Raw genomic sequence first — 16,382 nt, 5'->3', positions numbered from 1 at the left:
GCCGCACTCTCACGGTCGGCGCAGAGGGCAGTCAATAGCCGGAATGGCCCGTCCCGGATGGTGAGATGTCGGGCGCGACCCGCCGCCGGCCTGCGCTCACCGGTATCGCAGATACCGCTTCCGCACCGCCCGGAAGCTTCGCAGCCCGTCGTGCCAGGACTCGGTGATCTCGTCGAGGCCGGCGCCCGCGTCGATCTGCCTGCGGACGGTGTCGGTGCCGGTCAGGTGGTCGAAGTGGTCGGGGATCCAGGCGAAGTCCTTCCAGAGGCGTCTGGCGGTGAGCAGGAGGCCGAGGCCGGTGCGGATCGGATCGAAGACGGAGCGGTCGTGGACGTGGAGTTGGAGGCCGCCGATCGTCTTTCCCTGGAACTTGGAGAAGGTGGGGGCGAAGTACGCCTCGCGGAAGTACACGCCGGGCAGGCCCAGTTCGGTCGCCGCGTCCGCCCAGCGGTGGTCCAGTCCCTCCGCGCCGAGGAGTTCGAAGGGGCGGGTGGTGCCGCGGCCCTCGGAGAGGTTGGTGCCCTCGAAGAGGCCGGTGCCGGAGTAGACCAGGGCGGTGTCGGCGGTGGGCATGTTGGGACTGGGTGGCACCCAGGGGAGGCCGGTGGCGTCGAAGAAGTCGGCGCGGCGCCAGCCGGTCATCGCGACGGTCTCCAGCGCCACCGGCCGTCCGGCGGCACGTGGCACGAAGCGGTCGTTGAAGAGCAGCGCCAGTTCCAGCACCGTCATGCCGTGCGCCTGGGCGATCGGTTCCCGGCCGACGAAGGAGGCGAACCGCCGGTCCAGGACGGGGCCGGTCGCGCTGCGGCCGGTCACCGGGTTGGGGCGGTCGAGCACCACGAACCGCTTGCCCGCCAGCACGGCCGCCACCATGCAGTCGTAGAGCGTCCAGATGTAGGTGTAGAAGCGGGCGCCGACGTCCTGGATGTCGAAGACGACGGTGTCCACCCCGGAGGCGGTGAAGACGTCGGCCAGTTCCCGGCCGCTCTTGTCGTAGGTGTCGTAGACGGGCAGGCCGGTGGCCGGATCGTCGTAGCGGCCCTCGGAGCCGCCGGCCTGGGCGGTGCCCCGGAAGCCGTGCTCCGGGCCGAAGACCGCGGTGAGCCGCACTCGGGGGTCGGCGTGCATCACGTCCACGATGTGCCGGACCGCCCGCCGCGCGGTGGTGACGCCGGTGGGGTTGGTGACGACGCCCACCCGCCGGCCGTCCAGGAGGCGGTAGCCGTCCGCGGCCAGGCGGTCGAAGCCGGTGCGCACCTTCCGTCCCTCGGTGCGCGGCGCGGCCTGGGCGGAGCCGCCCGGACCCGCGGTGACCGCCGCCGCGGCCGCCCCGGTCGCCGCCAACTGCCCCAGCAGAACACGTCTCGACAGAGCCATGCGCACACCTCCGTGAGCGGTGGTCGACCCGATGTGTGTCGTGGGCACGCTAACGCGGTCGGGGCCGGGGCGGAACGCGCCCGGCCGTGACGGAAAACAGAGGCTTCCGCCGAGACATACCGACTGGTTAGTCTGCCCTTGCCGGTGCGCCGGCGTGACCGGTGCGCGGACGGAGCCAGGACGACGACCGAGGGAGACACAGCGTGGCAGCCGTACGGGACAAGGCCGTTGTCGTAACCGGAGCGGGCGGGGGGATCGGCGCCGCGCTCGCCCGCCGGTTCGCCGCCGAGGGCGCCCGGGTCGTGGTCAACGACCTGGACGAGGCCAAGGCCCGCAGGACCGCGGAGGAAATCGGTGCGATCGCCGTCCCCGGCGACGCCTCCGGCATCGTCGGCCCGGCCCGCGAGGCACTCGGCGGCGCCGTGGACGTCTTCTGCGCCAACGCCGGCGTCGGCACCGGCGGCGGCCCCGAGGCACCCGAGGACGACTGGGCGCTGGCCTGGGACGTCAACGTCATGGCCCATGTGCGGGCGGCGCGCGAGCTGGTGCCGGAGTGGCTGGCGCGCGGCAGCGGCCGCTTCGTCTCCACCGTCTCCGCGGCCGGCCTGCTCACCATGGTCGCCGCGGCCCCCTACAGCGTCACCAAGCACGGCGCGTACGCCTTCGCCGAGTGGCTGTCGCTGACCTACCGCCACCGCGGCATCGACGTGCACGCCATCTGCCCGCAGGGCGTACGGACCGACATGCTCGCCGCCACCGGGGCCGCCGGCGACCTCGTGCTGACCCCGACCGCCATCGAGCCGGACGCGGTCGCCGACGCGCTCTTCGCCGCCATGGACGCGGGCCGCTTCCTGGTCCTGCCGCACCCGGAGGTGGCCGACTACTACACCGCCCGCGCCACCGACCCGGACCGCTGGCTGACCGGCATGAACCACCTCCAGCGGAGGCTGGAGGAGCGAGCGGGGGAGGCCCGGTGACCTCCTACCAGGACAAGCCGTGGCTGGCCCTGCTCACCGAGGCCCAGCGCGCCCCCGTCCAGCCGCCGCCCTCCCCGCTGCACGCCTTCCGCGCCGCGGCCCGCCGCGCCCCCGACCGCACCGCGCTCGCCTACTTCGACGGCCGGGTCTCCTACGCCGAGACCGACACGCTCTCCGACGGCCTCGCCGGCCACCTCGCCGCCCGCGGCTTCCGGCCCGGCGACCGCGCCGTGGTGATGCTCCAGAACACCCCGCACTTCGTGCTCGCGGCGCTCGCCGTCTGGAAGGCCGGCGGCGTGGTCGTCCCCGTCAACCCCATGTACAAGGCGGCGGAGACCCGGCACATCCTCGACGACGCCGAGGTCGCCGCCGTCCTCTGCGCGGACCGCACCTGGGCCGGCTTCCTGCGCGCCACCGCCGCCGAGTCGCCCTCCGTCCGCATCGCGCTCACCGCCGACGAACGCGGACTCCAGACCCGCGACGACCCCCGCGTCCTGCGCGGCGAACCGGCCGGTCCCCAGGACGGCGCCGACGACCTGCTCACCGCGGCCCGGACGGGCGGCGCCGCCCCCGCCGCCCCCGAACCGGCCGCCGACGACATCGCGCTCATCAGCTACACCTCCGGCACCAGCGGCACTCCCAAGGGCGCCACCAACACCCACGGCAACATCAGCTACAACGCCGAACGGATGCGCACCGGCCTCGAACTCCCCGAGGGCGCCACCTACTTCGCGCTCGCCCCGCTCTTCCACATCACCGGCATGGTCTGCGAACTGGCCGCCTGCCTCGCCAACACCGGCACCCTGGCGCTGGCCCACCGCTTCGAGGCCGGCGCCGTCCTGGACGCCTTCCTGGAGCACCGCCCGGCCTTCACCGTCGGCCCGTCCACCGCCTACATGGCGCTGATGGCCCATCCGTCGGCCACCCCCGGGCACTTCACCTCCTTCCGGACCGTGAGCTCCGGCGGCGCACCGCTGCCGCCGGCCCTGGTCGAGAAGTTCCGCACCGCCTTCGGCCCGCACCTCCACAACGGCTACGGCCTGACCGAGTGCACCGCGCCCTGCGCCACCGTCCCGCCCGGCAGGGAGGCGCCGGTCGACAAGGTCTCCGGCACCCTCGCGGTCGGCGTCCCCGGCCCGGACACCGTGGTGCGGATCATCGACGAGGCCGGCCGGGACCTGCCGTTCGGCGAGCAGGGCGAGATCGCGGTCCGCGGCCCGCAGGTCGTGCCCGGCTACTGGCGCCGCCCGGACGCCACCGCCGAGACCCTCCCGGACGGCGAACTGCGCACCGGCGACATCGGGTTCATGGACCGCGACGGCTGGCTGTACGTCGTCGACCGCAAGAAGGACATGATCAACGCGTCCGGGTTCAAGGTCTGGCCCCGCGAGGTCGAGGACGTCCTCTACACCCACCCCGCGGTGCGCGAGGCGGCCGTGGTCGGAGTGCCCGATCCGTACCGGGGCGAGACCGTCAAGGCGTACGTCAGCCTGCGTCCCGGCGCGTCCCCCGCCCCCGGCGAACTGGCCGCCTACTGCAAGGAGCGGCTGGCCGCGTACAAATATCCCCGGGTGGTGGAGATCCTGCCGGAGCTTCCCAAGACCGCGAGTGGCAAGATCCTTCGACGGGAGCTGCGCCGACGCGTATGAAAGAGCGCAGGCCGGCGCGCCGGCCGGACGCGGGCAGGCGCCCATGATGGACGCAGGCCGGGTGCGCATGACGGACGCACATGAGGAACAGAGGAACAGGTGAGGGCGATGGCCGGCATCAAGGACGGCGCGGGCAACGGGAGCGGCACGGCGAAGCCCGTCGCGCAGCGGCTGCTGGCCACCGCCACCAGGCTCTTCGCGGAGCAGGGCTACGACCGCACCTCGGTGCAGGAGATCGTGGACGCGGCGGGCGTCACCAAGGGCGCCCTCTACCACTACTTCGGCTCCAAGGAGGACCTGCTCCACGAGGTCTACGGCCGGGTGCTGCGGCTCCAGCAGGAGCGGCTGGACCGCTTCGCGGACGCCGACGCGCCGGTGGAGCGGCGGCTGCGGGACGCGGCCGCCGACGTGGTGGTCACCACCATCGAGAACCTCGACGACACCAAGATCTTCTTCCGCTCGATGCACCATCTGAGCCCGGAGAAGGACAAGCAGGTGCGGGCCGAGCGGCGGCGCTACCACGAGCGGTTCCGGGCGCTGATCGAGGAGGGCCAGCGCACCGGGGTGTTCACCGCCGACGTCCCCGCCGACCTCGTCGTCGACTACCACTTCGGCTCGGTGCACCACCTGGGCACCTGGTACCGCGAGAACGGCCCCCTCACCCCACAACAGGTCGCCGACCACCTGGCCGACCTGCTGCTACGTGCGTTGCGGCCGTAACGCGCCGGTGTTCACTGCGCCGCGTCGCCGTGTCCGCGTCCGTGAGCCTACGCGCGGGCACCTCGACTCCCCGAGCGCCGGAAGCGCTACCTCGTTCCATGACTCTGGGGCTTCGGGGCTACGGGGTCGTGGGGCGTGTCCCCTACGCCCCCACGACCCCACGGGCACCGCCCGCCTACTGGTACCGCTTGATTTCCCGCCGTGCCAGCGACCGCTGGTGGACCTCGTCGGGGCCGTCCGCCAGTCGGAGCGTACGGGCGGCGGCCCACAGCTCGGCCAGCGGGAAGTCCTGGCTCACCCCGGCCGCGCCGTGCAGCTGGACCGCCTTGTCGAGGATGTCCACGACCGTGCGCGGTGTGGCGATCTTGATGGCCTGGATCTCGGTGTGCGCGCCCTTGTTGCCGACGGTGTCCATCAGCCAGGCGGTCTTCAGCACCAGCAGCCGCAGCTGCTCCACCGCCACCCGGGCGTCCGCGATCCACTCCTGGACGACGCCCTGTTGGGCCAGCGGCTTCCCGAAGGCGGTACGGCTCACCGCCCGCCGGCACATCAGCTCGATCGCCCGCTCGGCCATCCCGATCAGCCGCATGCAGTGGTGGATCCGGCCGGGCCCCAGCCGGGCCTGCGCGATGCCGAAGCCGCCGCCCTCCTCGCCGATGAGGTTGCCCACCGGAACCCGGACGTTGTCGAAGACGACCTCGGCGTGCCCACCGTGGGAGTGGTCCTCGTAGCCGTAGACCTGCATCGCGCGCTTCACCGTCAGGCCGGGGGTGTCGCGCGGCACCAGCACCATCGACTGCTGGCGGCGGACGTCCGCGCCGTCGGGGCCCTCGGCGGTCGCCGTCTTGCCCATCACGATGAAGATCCGGCACAGCGGGTTCATCGCCCCGGAGATGTACCACTTGCGGCCGTTGATGACGTAGTAGTCACCGTCCCGCTCGATCCGGGTCTCGATGTTGGTGGCGTCCGACGAGGCCACCTCCGGCTCGGTCATCGCGAACGCCGACCGGATCTCGCCCGCCAGCAGCGGCTCCAGCCACCGCTTCTTCTGCTCGTCGTCGCCGAACTGCGCGAGCACTTCCATGTTGCCGGTGTCCGGCGCCGCGCAGTTCAGTGCGGTGGGCGCCAACTGCGGGCTGCGGCCGGTGATCTCGGCCAGCGGCGCGTACTGGAGGTTGGTCAGCCCCGCGCCGTACTCCTCGTCCGGCAAGAACAGGTTCCACAGGCCCTGCCGACGGGCCTCGGCCTTGAGCTCCTCGACGACCGCCGGGGTGTCCCACGGCGAGGCCAGCGCGGCCCGCTGCTCCTCCGCGACCGGCTCGGCCGGGTACACGTGCTCGGCCATGAACGACTCCAGCTTCGCCCGCAGTTCCTCGGTACGGGCGTCGAATGCGAAGTCCATCGGTGCCTCAGCCTTCCTTGAGAGTGGTCAGTCCGCGGTCGATGAAGACGGGCACCAGCTCGCCGATCCGGTCGAAGCCCGCGCCGACCGTCTGGCCGAGCGTGAAGCGGTAGTGGATGCCTTCGAGGATCACCGCGAGTTTGAACCACGCGAACGCGGTGTACCAGGCGATCCGCGAGGTGTCCCGTCCGGAGCGTTCGGCGTAGCGCGCGATCAGCTCCTCCGGGGCGGGGTGCCCCGGCGCGCCGCTGGTGGTGCTCACCGGCGACTTCGGCAGCCCTAGGTCGGTGCAGTACATCACCAGCAGCCCCAGGTCGGTCAGCGGGTCGCCGAGCGTGGACATCTCCCAGTCCAGCACGGCGGTGATGGTGTCGTCGGCACCGACGAGGACGTTGTCCAGCCGGTAGTCGCCGTGCACCACGGCCGGCGCGGGGGAGGGGGGCAGCGCCCGGCCCAGTGCCTCGTGGAGCGCGTCGATGCCGGGCAGGTCGCGGTTCTTGGAGGCCGCCAACTGCTTTCCCCAGCGCCGGAGTTGGCGCTCCAGGAAGCCGTCCGGCCGCCCGAAGTCGGCCAGTCCGGCCGCCACCGGATCCACCGCGTGCAGCTCCACCAGCGTGTCGACCAGCGACAGCACCACCGCGCGGGTCCGCTCCGGGCCGAGCGGGGCCAGCTGGTCCGCGGTCCGGTACGGGGTACCCGCCACCAGCTCCATCACGTAGAACGGCGCGCCGAGGACCGTCTCGTCCTCGCACAGCAGCAGCGTCTCCGGTACCGGCACCGCGGTGTCGTGCAGCGCGCTGATCACCCGGTGCTCGCGGCGCATGTCGTGCGCGGTGGCCAGCACGTGGCCGAGCGGCGGCCGGCGGACGACCCAGGAGCCGGCGCCGTCGGTGACCCGGTAGGTGAGGTTGGACCGGCCGCCCTCGATCAGTTGCGCACGCAGCGGCCCGGAGACCAGGCCCGGCCGCTCCCGGTCCAGATGCTTCCGCAGGCGCTCCGGATCGAGGCCGGGTGGCGCCTTTCCGGCGGCCGGCGGGGGCGGGGTGCCGTTGCTCATCGTGCTTCCTCCGTACGGAGTGACGGTTGGGCGGTGCAGGGCCTGCGGGCCCGTCCCGCCTGATCATGCCGACTAGTCGGTATGGAGTCCAGTGCCCCGCCGTGGGGCGTCGGTCACCCGACGTGTTTCCGCCACGGGGCGGCCCGGCGCCCACCGGCCCGGCATGCCCCACCGCCCGCTCAGGCGTGGCAGGCCGGCAGCACTCCGCCGTTCATCTCGGCCATCGCCAGGAACCCCGCCGCCACGTCCAGCGGCGCCCCCGGGGCCGCGCCGTCCAGCTCCGCGTACGCCCGCAGCAGGTTGGCCACCAGCCGCTCGCGCTCCGCCAGCCCGGCGAACGCGCCCGGCTCCGCCTCCCGGGCCACCTCCAGCGGCGTCCGCCCGGCCGCCCGCCCCTCCCGCGCCAGCTCCCCGACGAACCGCAGATACCGCTCGACCTCGTCGTAGACCTCCGGCCCGGCCACCGGGCCGTGCCCGGGCACCACCGTCTCCGCGCCCAGCGACCGCAGCAGCTCGATCGCCCGCAGCGACCCGCTCAACGACCCCATCAGGACGAACGGCGTGCCCCCGTGGAAGACCAGGTCACCGGTGAAGACCACCCGCTGCCGCGGCAGCCAGACGATCGTGTCACCGGGCGTGTGCGCCGGCCCCGGATGGATCAGCCGCACCTCGAACTCCCCGACGTGCACGGTCATCCGGTCCTCGAACGTGACCTCCGGCGGGGTGAGCCGGATGTCGCCGTACGTCACCTCGGGCCACACCGCGTGCAGTTGGTACCCGGCGGCCAGCACCTCCCGCCGGCAGGCCGCGTGCCCGATGATCGTCGCCTCGGGCGCGAACACGCCGTTGCCGTAGGTGTGGTCGCCGTGGTGGTGGGTGTTGACGACCGTACGGGGCGCGGGCGCGCCGGTCTCCGCGATCCGGCGGCGCAGCAGCCGCGCCCGCCGCTCGGTGGCGGCGGTGTCCACGACCAGGGTGGCGGTGCCGTCGGTGACGAAGCCCGCGTTGTTCAGGCACCAGCCGCCGTCCGGCTGGACGAACGCGTGGACGCCCGGGGCGAGTTCGGTGAGGTAGGGCTCGGGCACCGCGCCGGCGCCCGTGCCCGCGTCCGTGGGGGTCCGTCGATGGTCCGTCATGGCCGCTCCATGCTGGTCTCGATCGGTCCGCGCGGACACCGGGGGCCGGCGGCCGGACCGGCGCCGCACGGACCCGGTAACGGTACCTCCCGGCCCCCGCCGATCAGATCTCCCCGGCCGCCCGACGGGCCGTCAGCTCCCGGTACGCGGCCAGCCCGTCCGGCGTCCACGGCCACTCCTCCAGCCGCCGGGCCAGCTCCTCCTCGGGCAGGAAGGCATGCCAGTCGATCTCCGCCTCCTGAGGCGCCACCGGAAGCGTGCAGCGCACCTCGTAGACCGCCGACCACCAGGTGTGCTCGGGCGTCTCGTACAGGAACCGGAACAGCGGCTCCGGGCGGGCCAGCCCGGACACCCCCAGCTCCTCCTCGGCCTCCCGCACCGCCGCCTCGTCGTAACTCTCGCCGGTGCCGACCACCCCGCCCACGAACATGTCGTAGTGCGAGGGGAACACCAGCTTCCGGGGCGTGCGGCGGTGCACGAAGATCCGGTCCTCGGCGTCCCGGACCAGGACGAACGCACACCGGGTGCGCAGCCGGCGGGCGTAGGTCACCGCCCGCGGCGCCTGCCCCACGACCCGGTCGTGCTCGTCGACGACGTCGAGGATCTCGTCCGCGTTGAGCGGCTCCCGCTCGCTGACTGGTCGCTGATCGGTCATGGAGCCATCGAACCACCCGCGGCGGCGCCCCCGGTTCCGCACCCGCCCGGGGTGCCGCCACCGGGTGCCGCCTCAATGCCCCATGACGTACTTCACGGTCGGCCCGGTGGTCCAGCCGCCGTTCACCGCCGGCTCGGCGCCGCTGAGGTCGGCAGCGGGGAACGCCGGGGTGGACCCGCTCATGGTGAACGCTTTCGTTCGGGGGCGGTGGCGAGCAGGAACGCCGTCGTCGTCCCGGTGAGATCGGCGAGAAACAACTCCTCGCCCGCCAGGGGGGTGACGCCGTCCAGGTACTGCCGGGCCCGGTCGGCCAGCGCCGCGCCGATCAGCGTCAGCGCGAGGTCCAGCCGCTCCAGCCGCACCGCCTCCGGCAGCCCGGCCGCGGCCAGCGCCTCCTCGACCCGGCGGATCAGCCGCCAGTACGCGGTCCCGGCGAGCGTCGGGTGCGGGACCCGGGCGCGCACTCCGCTCTCGTGGCCGAGCTGCGCCGAGATCCGCAGGCAGCGCCGCCCGCGCTCGGACCGCAGCTCGGTGGCCTCCGCCGCGACCAGCATCCCGATCAGCTCCCGCGGCGCCGGCCCGCCGGCCTCCGCCGCGGTCAGCACCGGCGCCAGCGCCGCCTCCGTACGCGCCAGCCGGCCGGCCATCACGGCGTCCAGCAGACCGGCCCGCGAGCCGAAGTGGTACTGCACCGCGGACGGGTTGCTCTGACCGGCCAGCGCCACGATGTCGCGCAGCTGGGCACCGTCCACGCCGTGCGCCGCGAAGATCTCCTCGCGGCGCGGATCAGCTTCTCCCGGGTCTCGGGGCCGGATGTCCTGGGCATGCCCCGATTCTGATGCCGAGCATTAACGAACTGGGCAGGAGGCGGCCGCCGGCATGTCGGATGCCGGTATCCCGATCGCTCCTTCCGGCGCCCGGCCGCGGGCGCGACCGGCCTCAGCGCGGCTGGAGTTCCCGTACGTCGTCGGCCGCGCCGCTCCCGGGCGGCATCGCCGGATGGCTGCCGATCAGCACGATCCCCGCCACCACCGCCACGATCCCGGCCGCCTGGAAGGCCAGCGCCCCGGGCGTCACCCGCAGCTGGTCGCCCAGGAAACCCACCCCGCAGGCGATTCCCGCCAGCGGCTGCGCGGCGGTCAGCGCGGGCAGCGACATCCGCAACGGCGCCGACTCGAACGCGCTCTGCACCATCACCAGCGCCAGCACCCCGAGCACCACGATCGCGTACGGTTGCCAACTGGTCAGCAGCGCGCGCCAGCCGCCCGCCGTGAACCGCAGTCCGCTGATCCGCGTCAACGCGTCCTGGAGTCCGTACAGCAGCCCGGCCGCCACCCCCAGCAGCGCGGCCTCCAGACTGACGTGCACCCGCTCCCGTTTGGCGACCGCCGCCAGCACCAGGGCGACGCCCAGCACCCCGCCCATGATCAGCCACTGGGCCAGCTGCCCCACCTCGCTGTTGTGCCCGCCGTGCGGCTGCCCGGCCACGATGAACGCGGTCACCCCGCCGGCCAGCAGCCACAGGCCGGCCCACCCGCTGCGGCCCAGCCGCTGCCGGGAGATCCGGCGCGCCAGTGCCATCGCGAACAGCAGGTTCGTCGCCATCAGCGGCTCGACCAGGGTGATGTCGCCCATCCCCAGCGCCACCGCGCCCAGCGCCATCCCCGTCACCATCAGCGCGATCCCGGCCACCCAGCGCGGCATCCGCACCAGGTCGAGCAGCAGCCGGAAGGAGAGGTAGTCCTGCGGCGGGGCGTGCTGCGCCGCGATCTGCTGGAGGACGAACCCGGTGCCCAGACAGCATGCCGCGGCAAGGGCGAGCAGGATCACCGTCACGTCGCACACCTCGTATCGCGCGGGGCGGGGGATGCGCCCGAGGATAGTCAGCCACCATGGCCGAAACGCGGCCCTGGGCGGCGCCATTCGCGCGCGTACCCGTCTGTACCACCGGCCACCGCCGTTACGGGGACGGCGGTCAGGCGGCGGGTCGCCTCCGGCGGCGCGCACGCGAGTCCGAGAGACGTCCTGGCGTGTCCGAGGAGGGTTCTCCCGTCCGCATCCGCATCCGCATCCACAGAGGGAACTCTGCGGAGAACCATGTGCAGAGAACTCTATGCAGAGAACTCTATGCAGAGAGTTCTCTGCAATCCTAGGCTGACGTTCATGAGCCATGACGACGTGCCCGAAGGTGACCGCCCCGCAGGGGGCGGCGCCCCCGCGCCCCGCCCCACCCGCCGGATGGACGCCCGCAGCCTGCGCGGCATCGCCCACCCGCTGCGGATGCGCATCCTGGAGCTGCTGACCCTCGACGGCCCGGACACCGCCACCGGTCTCTCCCGCCGGCTCGGCGAGAACACCGGCACGGTCAGCTGGCACCTGCGCCACCTCGCCGACCACGGCTTCATCGAGGAGGAGACCGGCCGGGGCACCCGGCGCGAGCGCTGGTGGCGGGCGGCGGCGGTCTCCCACCGGCTCGACACCACCGACTTCCGCGACGACCCGGACGCCCGTGGCCCGCTCTCGGTCTACGTCCACGAGATCGTCCAACAGCACTTCAACCAGGTCGTCGACTACCTCGCCGACGACTGGGGCCCGGAGTGGCGCGACGCCGGCGCCGTCGCCCAGTGGCACGACCTCGCGCTGACGCCCGATCAACTCACCGCGATGAACCAGGAATTGGCGCAGGTCGTGGAGCGGTATCGGGGCGTCGCCACGGCGGACGGCGCAGGGGGCGGCGGGGAAGGCGGCGTGCCCGCCGCGCAGCCCGTGATCGTCCAGCTACAGTCCTTCCCCCGTAGGCCGCGGGCCGACGTTCCACCGCGGCACGACACCGCGCACCGGGACCGCACCGACCGCACCGACCGCATCGACCGGACCAACCCGTGAGCGGCCTGCTCCGCCGCCACCGCGACTTCCGGTTGCTGTGGTGCGGGGAGGTCGCGGGCAAGTTCGGGGCCGCGGTCACCGGGGTGGCGATGCCGCTGACCGCCGTCGCCGCCCTGCGTGCCGACGCCTTCGCGGCCGGCCTGCTGAGCGCCTGCGGCTGGCTGCCCTGGCTGCTGATCGGGCTGCCGGTCGGAGCCTGGGTGGACCGGGTCCGCCGCCGCCCCCTGATGCTGGGAGCCGCGGTGCTCTCCATGGTGGTGTTCGCCGCGGTCCCCGTCCTCACCTGGTGCGGCGGGCCGAGCCTCGGCCTGCTGATCGGCGCGGCCCTGCTGAGCGGCGCCGCCGCGGTGGTCTTCCAGACCGCGTACAGCGCCTACCTCCCCGGCCTCCTCGCCCCCGCCGACCAGCCCGAGGGCAACGCCAAGCTGCACGGCAGCGCCTCGGCGGCGCAGCTGGCCGGGCAGGGCGCCGGCGGCTTCCTGGTCCAACTCGCCGGCGCCGCGAACGGGTTGTTCGCCAACGCGGCCACCTTCCTGGTCTCCCTGCTCTGCCTGCTCGGCATCCGGCACCGCGAGGCGCGCCCGGCCGGCACGGGGGAGCGCGCCGCGCGGTCCCTGCGGGGCGAGGTGTCCGAGGGGCTGCGGCTGGTCGCCGGCGACGTCTGGCTCCGTACGCTGACGCTCTTCGGCGCCGCCTCCAACCTCGCCCTGATGGGATACCAGTCGATCCTGCCGGTCTTCCTGGTGCGCGAGGCCGGGCTGACGCCGGGCACCGTCGGCACCGTGCTGGCGGTGGCGAGCACCGGCGGGGTCGCGGGCGCCTTCGCCGTCCGCCGGGTCGCCGCCCGGCTCGGCACCGCCCGCGCCACCCTGCTCTTCGAACTCGGCCTGCCCGCCGCGGCGTTGCTCATCCCGCTCACCACCTCGGGGCCCGGCGCCGTCCTGTACGTCGTCGGCGGCTTCGGCGTCACCGCGGGCGTGGTCGGCGGAAACATCCTCAAAGCCGGCTTCCAGCAGGCGTACTGTCCGCCGGCGCTGCTCGGCCGGGTGACCGCCGGCTCCGCCTTCCTCAACTACGGCACGCTGCCGCTGGGCGCCCTGCTCGGCGGCGCGCTCGGCACCGCCTTCGGCGTCCGCACGGCCATCTGGATCACTACCGCCGGCGTCCCGCTCGCCGCCCTGATCCTCCTGGCCTCACCGATCCGCACGGCCCGCGACCTCCCGTCCCGCCGCCCGGAGGAGAGCGCCTGCACGGACGCCTGCACGGACGCAGGCACGGGCGCAGGCACGGACGTCGCTACGGACGCCGACGTGAAGGCCGACGGGCACGCCGACAAGAAGCCGGACACGCCCGACCGCGACCGGCTCGCCCGGCCCTGACCCGCACCCCGGCGCCGCCCGCGCCGACTCCCCGGCCCGGCCCGCCCACCAGCCCCTACACCGCCCCCATTCCCATCCCCAGCATCGTTTCCGTCCCCGTCCCCACGGACACCACCTCTCCGCCCCCGGGATCGAAGCGGTATCCGGACCCCCACACCTCCGTCAGCAGCCGGGGCGCGCCCGGATCCGGCGCCGCCCCGTCCAGCTCCGCCCGCAGCCGCGCCATGCGCGCCGCCACCGCCGACAGGTCGCCGAAGTCCCGTCCCCAGACCCGCTTGAGCAGCTGCTCCCGGGAGAACACCCGCCCCGGGTGCCGCATCAGAAACACCAGCAGCGCGAACTCGTCCTCCGACAGGGCGAGTTCACGTCCGACGCGGAGCGCCCGCCCGGTCCCGGTGTCGGCGGTCACCTCCCCGGCCCGCAGGACGGCCGAGGACCGGTCGGCCGGTGCCACGTCCCCTCCCGCACCTCCGCCCCCGCGCAACGCCTCCGCCACCCGCGCCACAAGTTCCCGCATCCCTACGGGCCCGCCCTCGGTCAACGGCACCACGGGAACCGACGGCCCGCCCGCGCGCCGCCGCAGCCGGCGGCGCAGCTCCAGGCCGTCGATGCCCGGCAGCGCCGGATCGAGGACGACGGCGTGCGGGCGGAAGTCCGCGGCGAGTTCGAGGGCGGTGAAGCCGTCGGTGGCGCAGGCGGTGGTGTGGCCGGCGCGGGCGAGTCCGGCGGTGACGGCCGTGGCGACGGCCGGCTCGTCCGCGACGACCAGGACACGGTGCGGCGGCCCGGATGCCGGCCCCACGGGAGCGGACGGCGCTGCCCGGCGCACCGCTCAGCCCGCCGTTCCCGCGAGGCGCGTCCCGGGGCGCGCCGTCAGGAGAAGCCTCATACCTCCAGCCAACACCCGTCCGCGCACCCGCGCGCGCCGAGAACCCGGCCGCGCCGCCGCGCCCCGTGCCCCCGGCCTCCGCCCGCTACTTCTCCAGCTGCTCCCGCACCCGTCGCGACACCGTGAACGCGTACAGGTCCAGTACGCCGGGCGGCTCCGCGAGGCCCGGCCCGCCGGCCCGTATCCAGGCGGCGATGTCCGCCAGCGCCGCGTCGTCGTTGACCAGGCCCAGCCACACCGGTCGCCCGCCCGCGGCCCGCCCGTCCGCCGAGGGCTGCACCACGACCACGTTCGCCTGGTCGCAGACGTCCAGGCACTCCGAGGCCCGGACCGGTGCCGCCCCGTCCAGCGCCGCCCGCAGCCGCGGGATCTGCCCGGCGTGGTCGACCCCCGGGATCTTCGCCCCGTCCCCGCAGCAGCAGCCGCGGCAGACGGTCACCCGGCACTGCTGTGCGGTGGCCCGCCCCGCCCGCCCGACCTGCTTTTCGATCATGCGGCCATGCTACGGGGCCGCTCCACGCCGGCCGCCGGCCCCCGGCCATCCGCCCCACCGCCCACCGGCGCCGCCCCGCCCGTTGCGCAGACCACGCCGGGGCGCGACATTCCCCGGCCCGTTCCTGGACAGACATCCGGGCATGTCCCCGACCAACCCTTCGCCCCGTACCGGCGCCGGCACCGTACGCACCTCCTCGGCCACCGTCCGGCGCCCGGTCCCCGGCCCCGCCGGCCTCCCCGTGATCGGCTCCCTGCTCGACCTGCACCGCGACTCGCTCGGCGCCTTCTTGAGCGCCCGGCGCGAACACGGAGACGTGGTCCGCCTGGAGGCCGGCCCGCCCGGCTTCCGCAGCGTCTTCTACGCGGTCTTCGCGCCCGAGGGCGTCCAGCAGATCCTCGCCGCCCAGGCCGCCAACTTCCGCAAGGACCACCCGTTCTACGAGGAGGTCCGCCAGTCGTTCGGCAACGGCCTGCTCACCAGCCAGGACGCCGACTACCTCCGGCAGCGCCGGCTGGTGCAACCGCTGTTCACCAGGCGCCGGGTCGACGGCTACGCCACGGCGGTCACCACCGAGGCCGACGCGGTCGCCACCCGCTGGCGCTCGGCCGGGGACGGCGTGGTCGACCTCGTCCCCGAGATGAACCGGCTCGCCCTGCGCACCGTCGCCCGCATCCTCTTCGGCGTCGACGCGGAGGTCGCGACCACGGCCATCCACCGCTGCGCGCCCGTCGTCAACGACTACGTCGTCCGCCGCGCCTACGCCCCCGTGAAGGTCCCGCGCGACTGGCCCACCCCCAGGAACCTCCGCAACCGCCGGGTCACCGCCGAACTCAACGCGCTCTGCGACCGGATCGTCGCCGAGCGCCGCACCGCCTCCGGCACCGCCACCGGGGAGCCAAACCACAACGACCTGCTCTCCCTGCTCGCCGCGGCCGGCAACGACGAGGACGGCACCCTCGACGCCACCGAGGTCCGCGAACAGGTCCTGATCTTCCTGCTGGCCGGCCACGAGACCACCGCCACCTCGATGGCCTTCACCCTCCACCTGCTGGCCCGGCACCCCGACGAACAGTCCCGGATCCGCGCCGAACTCGCCCGGGTGCTCGGCGACCGTACCCCCACCGCCGCCGACCTGGACCGACTGCCGCTGCTCGGCCGGGCGTTGAAGGAGTCCATGCGGCTCTACCCGGCGGCCCCGGTCGTCAGCCGCCGCGCCGTCGAGGCCACCGAGGTCGCCGGCTTCCCCCTCCCGGCCGGCGCCGATGTCGTCGTCTCCCCCTGGGTCACCCACCGCCACCCGGACCTGTGGGAGGACCCCGAGCGGTTCGACCCGGAGCGCTTCACCCCCGAGCGCGAGGCCGAGCGCCACCGCTACGCCTGGTTCCCGTTCGGCGGCGGCCCGCGCGCCTGCATCGGCCAGCACTTCTCGATGCTGGAGTCCGTCCTGGCCCTGGCGACCCTGCTCCGTTCCCACGAACTGACCGCCCTCGACCGGGAGGTGCCGGTCGCCGCCGGCATCACCCTCCAGGCCACCGGCCCGGCCCGGGTACGCCTCCGCGTGCTGTAGCGACCCGGGGCGGGACCGGCCGGCCCGGGGCAGGGAACCGCGGGCGGGAATGCAAACGCAACAGAAATAGCGTTTGCATTCCCGCCCGCCACCCTCTACGGTCGTGGACGTCCACCCCGCCAGGGCAGTGCCCGGCGGGTTTCCCTCCCGACAGGAGAAGGCCGTTGCTCGTCTGAGGTCCGGCAGACACCG

Annotated in this window: 14 protein-coding genes and 1 pseudogene; 6 read left to right on the top strand and 9 right to left on the bottom strand. The window is 74.1% G+C overall.

All coding sequences use genetic code 11. From position 1 onward, the window contains the following. Positions 1-96: 96 nt before the first annotated feature. Complete coding sequence (locus tag K2224_RS24290; RefSeq protein WP_221908626.1) at positions 97-1,377, bottom strand: exo-beta-N-acetylmuramidase NamZ domain-containing protein; 1,281 nt, start codon at positions 1,375-1,377, stop codon at positions 97-99. A gap of 203 nt (positions 1,378-1,580) precedes the next feature. On the opposite strand from K2224_RS24290, the gene K2224_RS24285 reads away from it, so the two are divergent. The 3 genes from K2224_RS24285 to K2224_RS24275 all read left to right on the top strand — a co-directional run bounded on the left by K2224_RS24285 (position 1,581) and on the right by K2224_RS24275 (position 4,723). After that, a complete protein-coding gene (locus tag K2224_RS24285) occupies positions 1,581-2,354 on the top strand; it encodes an SDR family oxidoreductase (RefSeq protein ID WP_221908625.1) in 774 nt (257 codons plus the stop codon). Continuing rightward, positions 2,351-4,003, top strand: a complete 1,653-nt coding sequence (locus tag K2224_RS24280; RefSeq protein ID WP_221908624.1) for a class I adenylate-forming enzyme family protein — start codon at positions 2,351-2,353, stop codon at positions 4,001-4,003. The genes K2224_RS24285 and K2224_RS24280 overlap by 4 nt, the downstream gene beginning before the upstream one ends. A 108-nt stretch (positions 4,004-4,111) precedes the next feature. Continuing rightward, positions 4,112-4,723, top strand: coding sequence for a TetR/AcrR family transcriptional regulator (locus K2224_RS24275; RefSeq protein ID WP_221908623.1), 612 nt, complete (start codon positions 4,112-4,114; stop codon positions 4,721-4,723). Between the two features lie 175 nt (positions 4,724-4,898). Here K2224_RS24275 and K2224_RS24270 read toward each other — a convergent pair whose 3' ends face one another. From K2224_RS24270 to K2224_RS24240, 6 genes and pseudogenes are all read right to left on the bottom strand, one after another. Beyond that, complete coding sequence (locus K2224_RS24270; protein ID WP_221908622.1) at positions 4,899-6,125, bottom strand: acyl-CoA dehydrogenase family protein; 1,227 nt, start codon at positions 6,123-6,125, stop codon at positions 4,899-4,901. 7 nt (positions 6,126-6,132) lie between these two features. Further along, the gene (locus K2224_RS24265) at positions 6,133-7,182 is read right to left on the bottom strand and encodes a phosphotransferase family protein (RefSeq protein WP_221908621.1); all 1,050 of its coding nucleotides are present in this window, start codon (positions 7,180-7,182) and stop codon (positions 6,133-6,135) included. A 179-nt stretch (positions 7,183-7,361) separates the two neighbouring features. Next, complete coding sequence (locus K2224_RS24260) at positions 7,362-8,318, bottom strand: MBL fold metallo-hydrolase (RefSeq protein WP_221908620.1); 957 nt, start codon at positions 8,316-8,318, stop codon at positions 7,362-7,364. Positions 8,319-8,421: 103 nt separating this feature from the next. Continuing rightward, a complete protein-coding gene (locus K2224_RS24255) occupies positions 8,422-8,973 on the bottom strand; it encodes an NUDIX domain-containing protein (protein ID WP_221908619.1) in 552 nt (183 codons plus the stop codon). 179 nt (positions 8,974-9,152) lie between these two features. Beyond that, positions 9,153-9,799, bottom strand: a pseudogene (locus tag K2224_RS24245) (TetR/AcrR family transcriptional regulator). 113 nt (positions 9,800-9,912) lie between these two features. Beyond that, positions 9,913-10,809 (bottom strand): DMT family transporter, encoded by an 897-nt coding sequence (locus K2224_RS24240; protein ID WP_221908618.1) that lies wholly within the window; start codon positions 10,807-10,809, stop codon positions 9,913-9,915. Between the two features lie 327 nt (positions 10,810-11,136). On the opposite strand from K2224_RS24240, the gene K2224_RS24235 reads away from it, so the two are divergent. Together K2224_RS24235 and K2224_RS24230 are read left to right on the top strand one after the other, a co-directional pair. Further along, positions 11,137-11,859, top strand: coding sequence for a winged helix-turn-helix domain-containing protein (locus K2224_RS24235; RefSeq protein ID WP_313904791.1), 723 nt, complete (start codon positions 11,137-11,139; stop codon positions 11,857-11,859). Continuing rightward, positions 11,856-13,238, top strand: a complete 1,383-nt coding sequence (locus K2224_RS24230) for an MFS transporter (protein ID WP_221908617.1) — start codon at positions 11,856-11,858, stop codon at positions 13,236-13,238. The genes K2224_RS24235 and K2224_RS24230 overlap by 4 nt, the downstream gene beginning before the upstream one ends. Positions 13,239-13,293: 55 nt before the next feature. Here the strand turns inward: K2224_RS24230 and K2224_RS24225 are convergent, their stop codons facing one another. Together K2224_RS24225 and K2224_RS24220 are read right to left on the bottom strand one after the other, a co-directional pair. After that, on the bottom strand, positions 13,294-14,040 hold the full coding sequence (locus tag K2224_RS24225; protein ID WP_221908616.1) for a response regulator transcription factor: 747 nt from the start codon (positions 14,038-14,040) through the stop codon (positions 13,294-13,296). 172 nt (positions 14,041-14,212) lie between these two features. Beyond that, entirely contained in the window at positions 14,213-14,620 is a 408-nt protein-coding gene (locus K2224_RS24220; RefSeq protein WP_221908615.1) for a (2Fe-2S) ferredoxin domain-containing protein, read from the bottom strand. A 142-nt stretch (positions 14,621-14,762) separates the two neighbouring features. On the opposite strand from K2224_RS24220, the gene K2224_RS24215 reads away from it, so the two are divergent. Continuing rightward, positions 14,763-16,190 (top strand): cytochrome P450, encoded by a 1,428-nt coding sequence (locus K2224_RS24215; protein WP_221908614.1) that lies wholly within the window; start codon positions 14,763-14,765, stop codon positions 16,188-16,190. Positions 16,191-16,382: the final 192 nt, after the last annotated feature.

Source organism: Streptomyces sp. BHT-5-2, from assembly GCF_019774615.1.
Taxonomy (GTDB): Bacteria; Actinomycetota; Actinomycetes; order Streptomycetales; family Streptomycetaceae; genus Streptomyces.
This window is presented reverse-complemented; position numbering and strand designations above follow the sequence as displayed.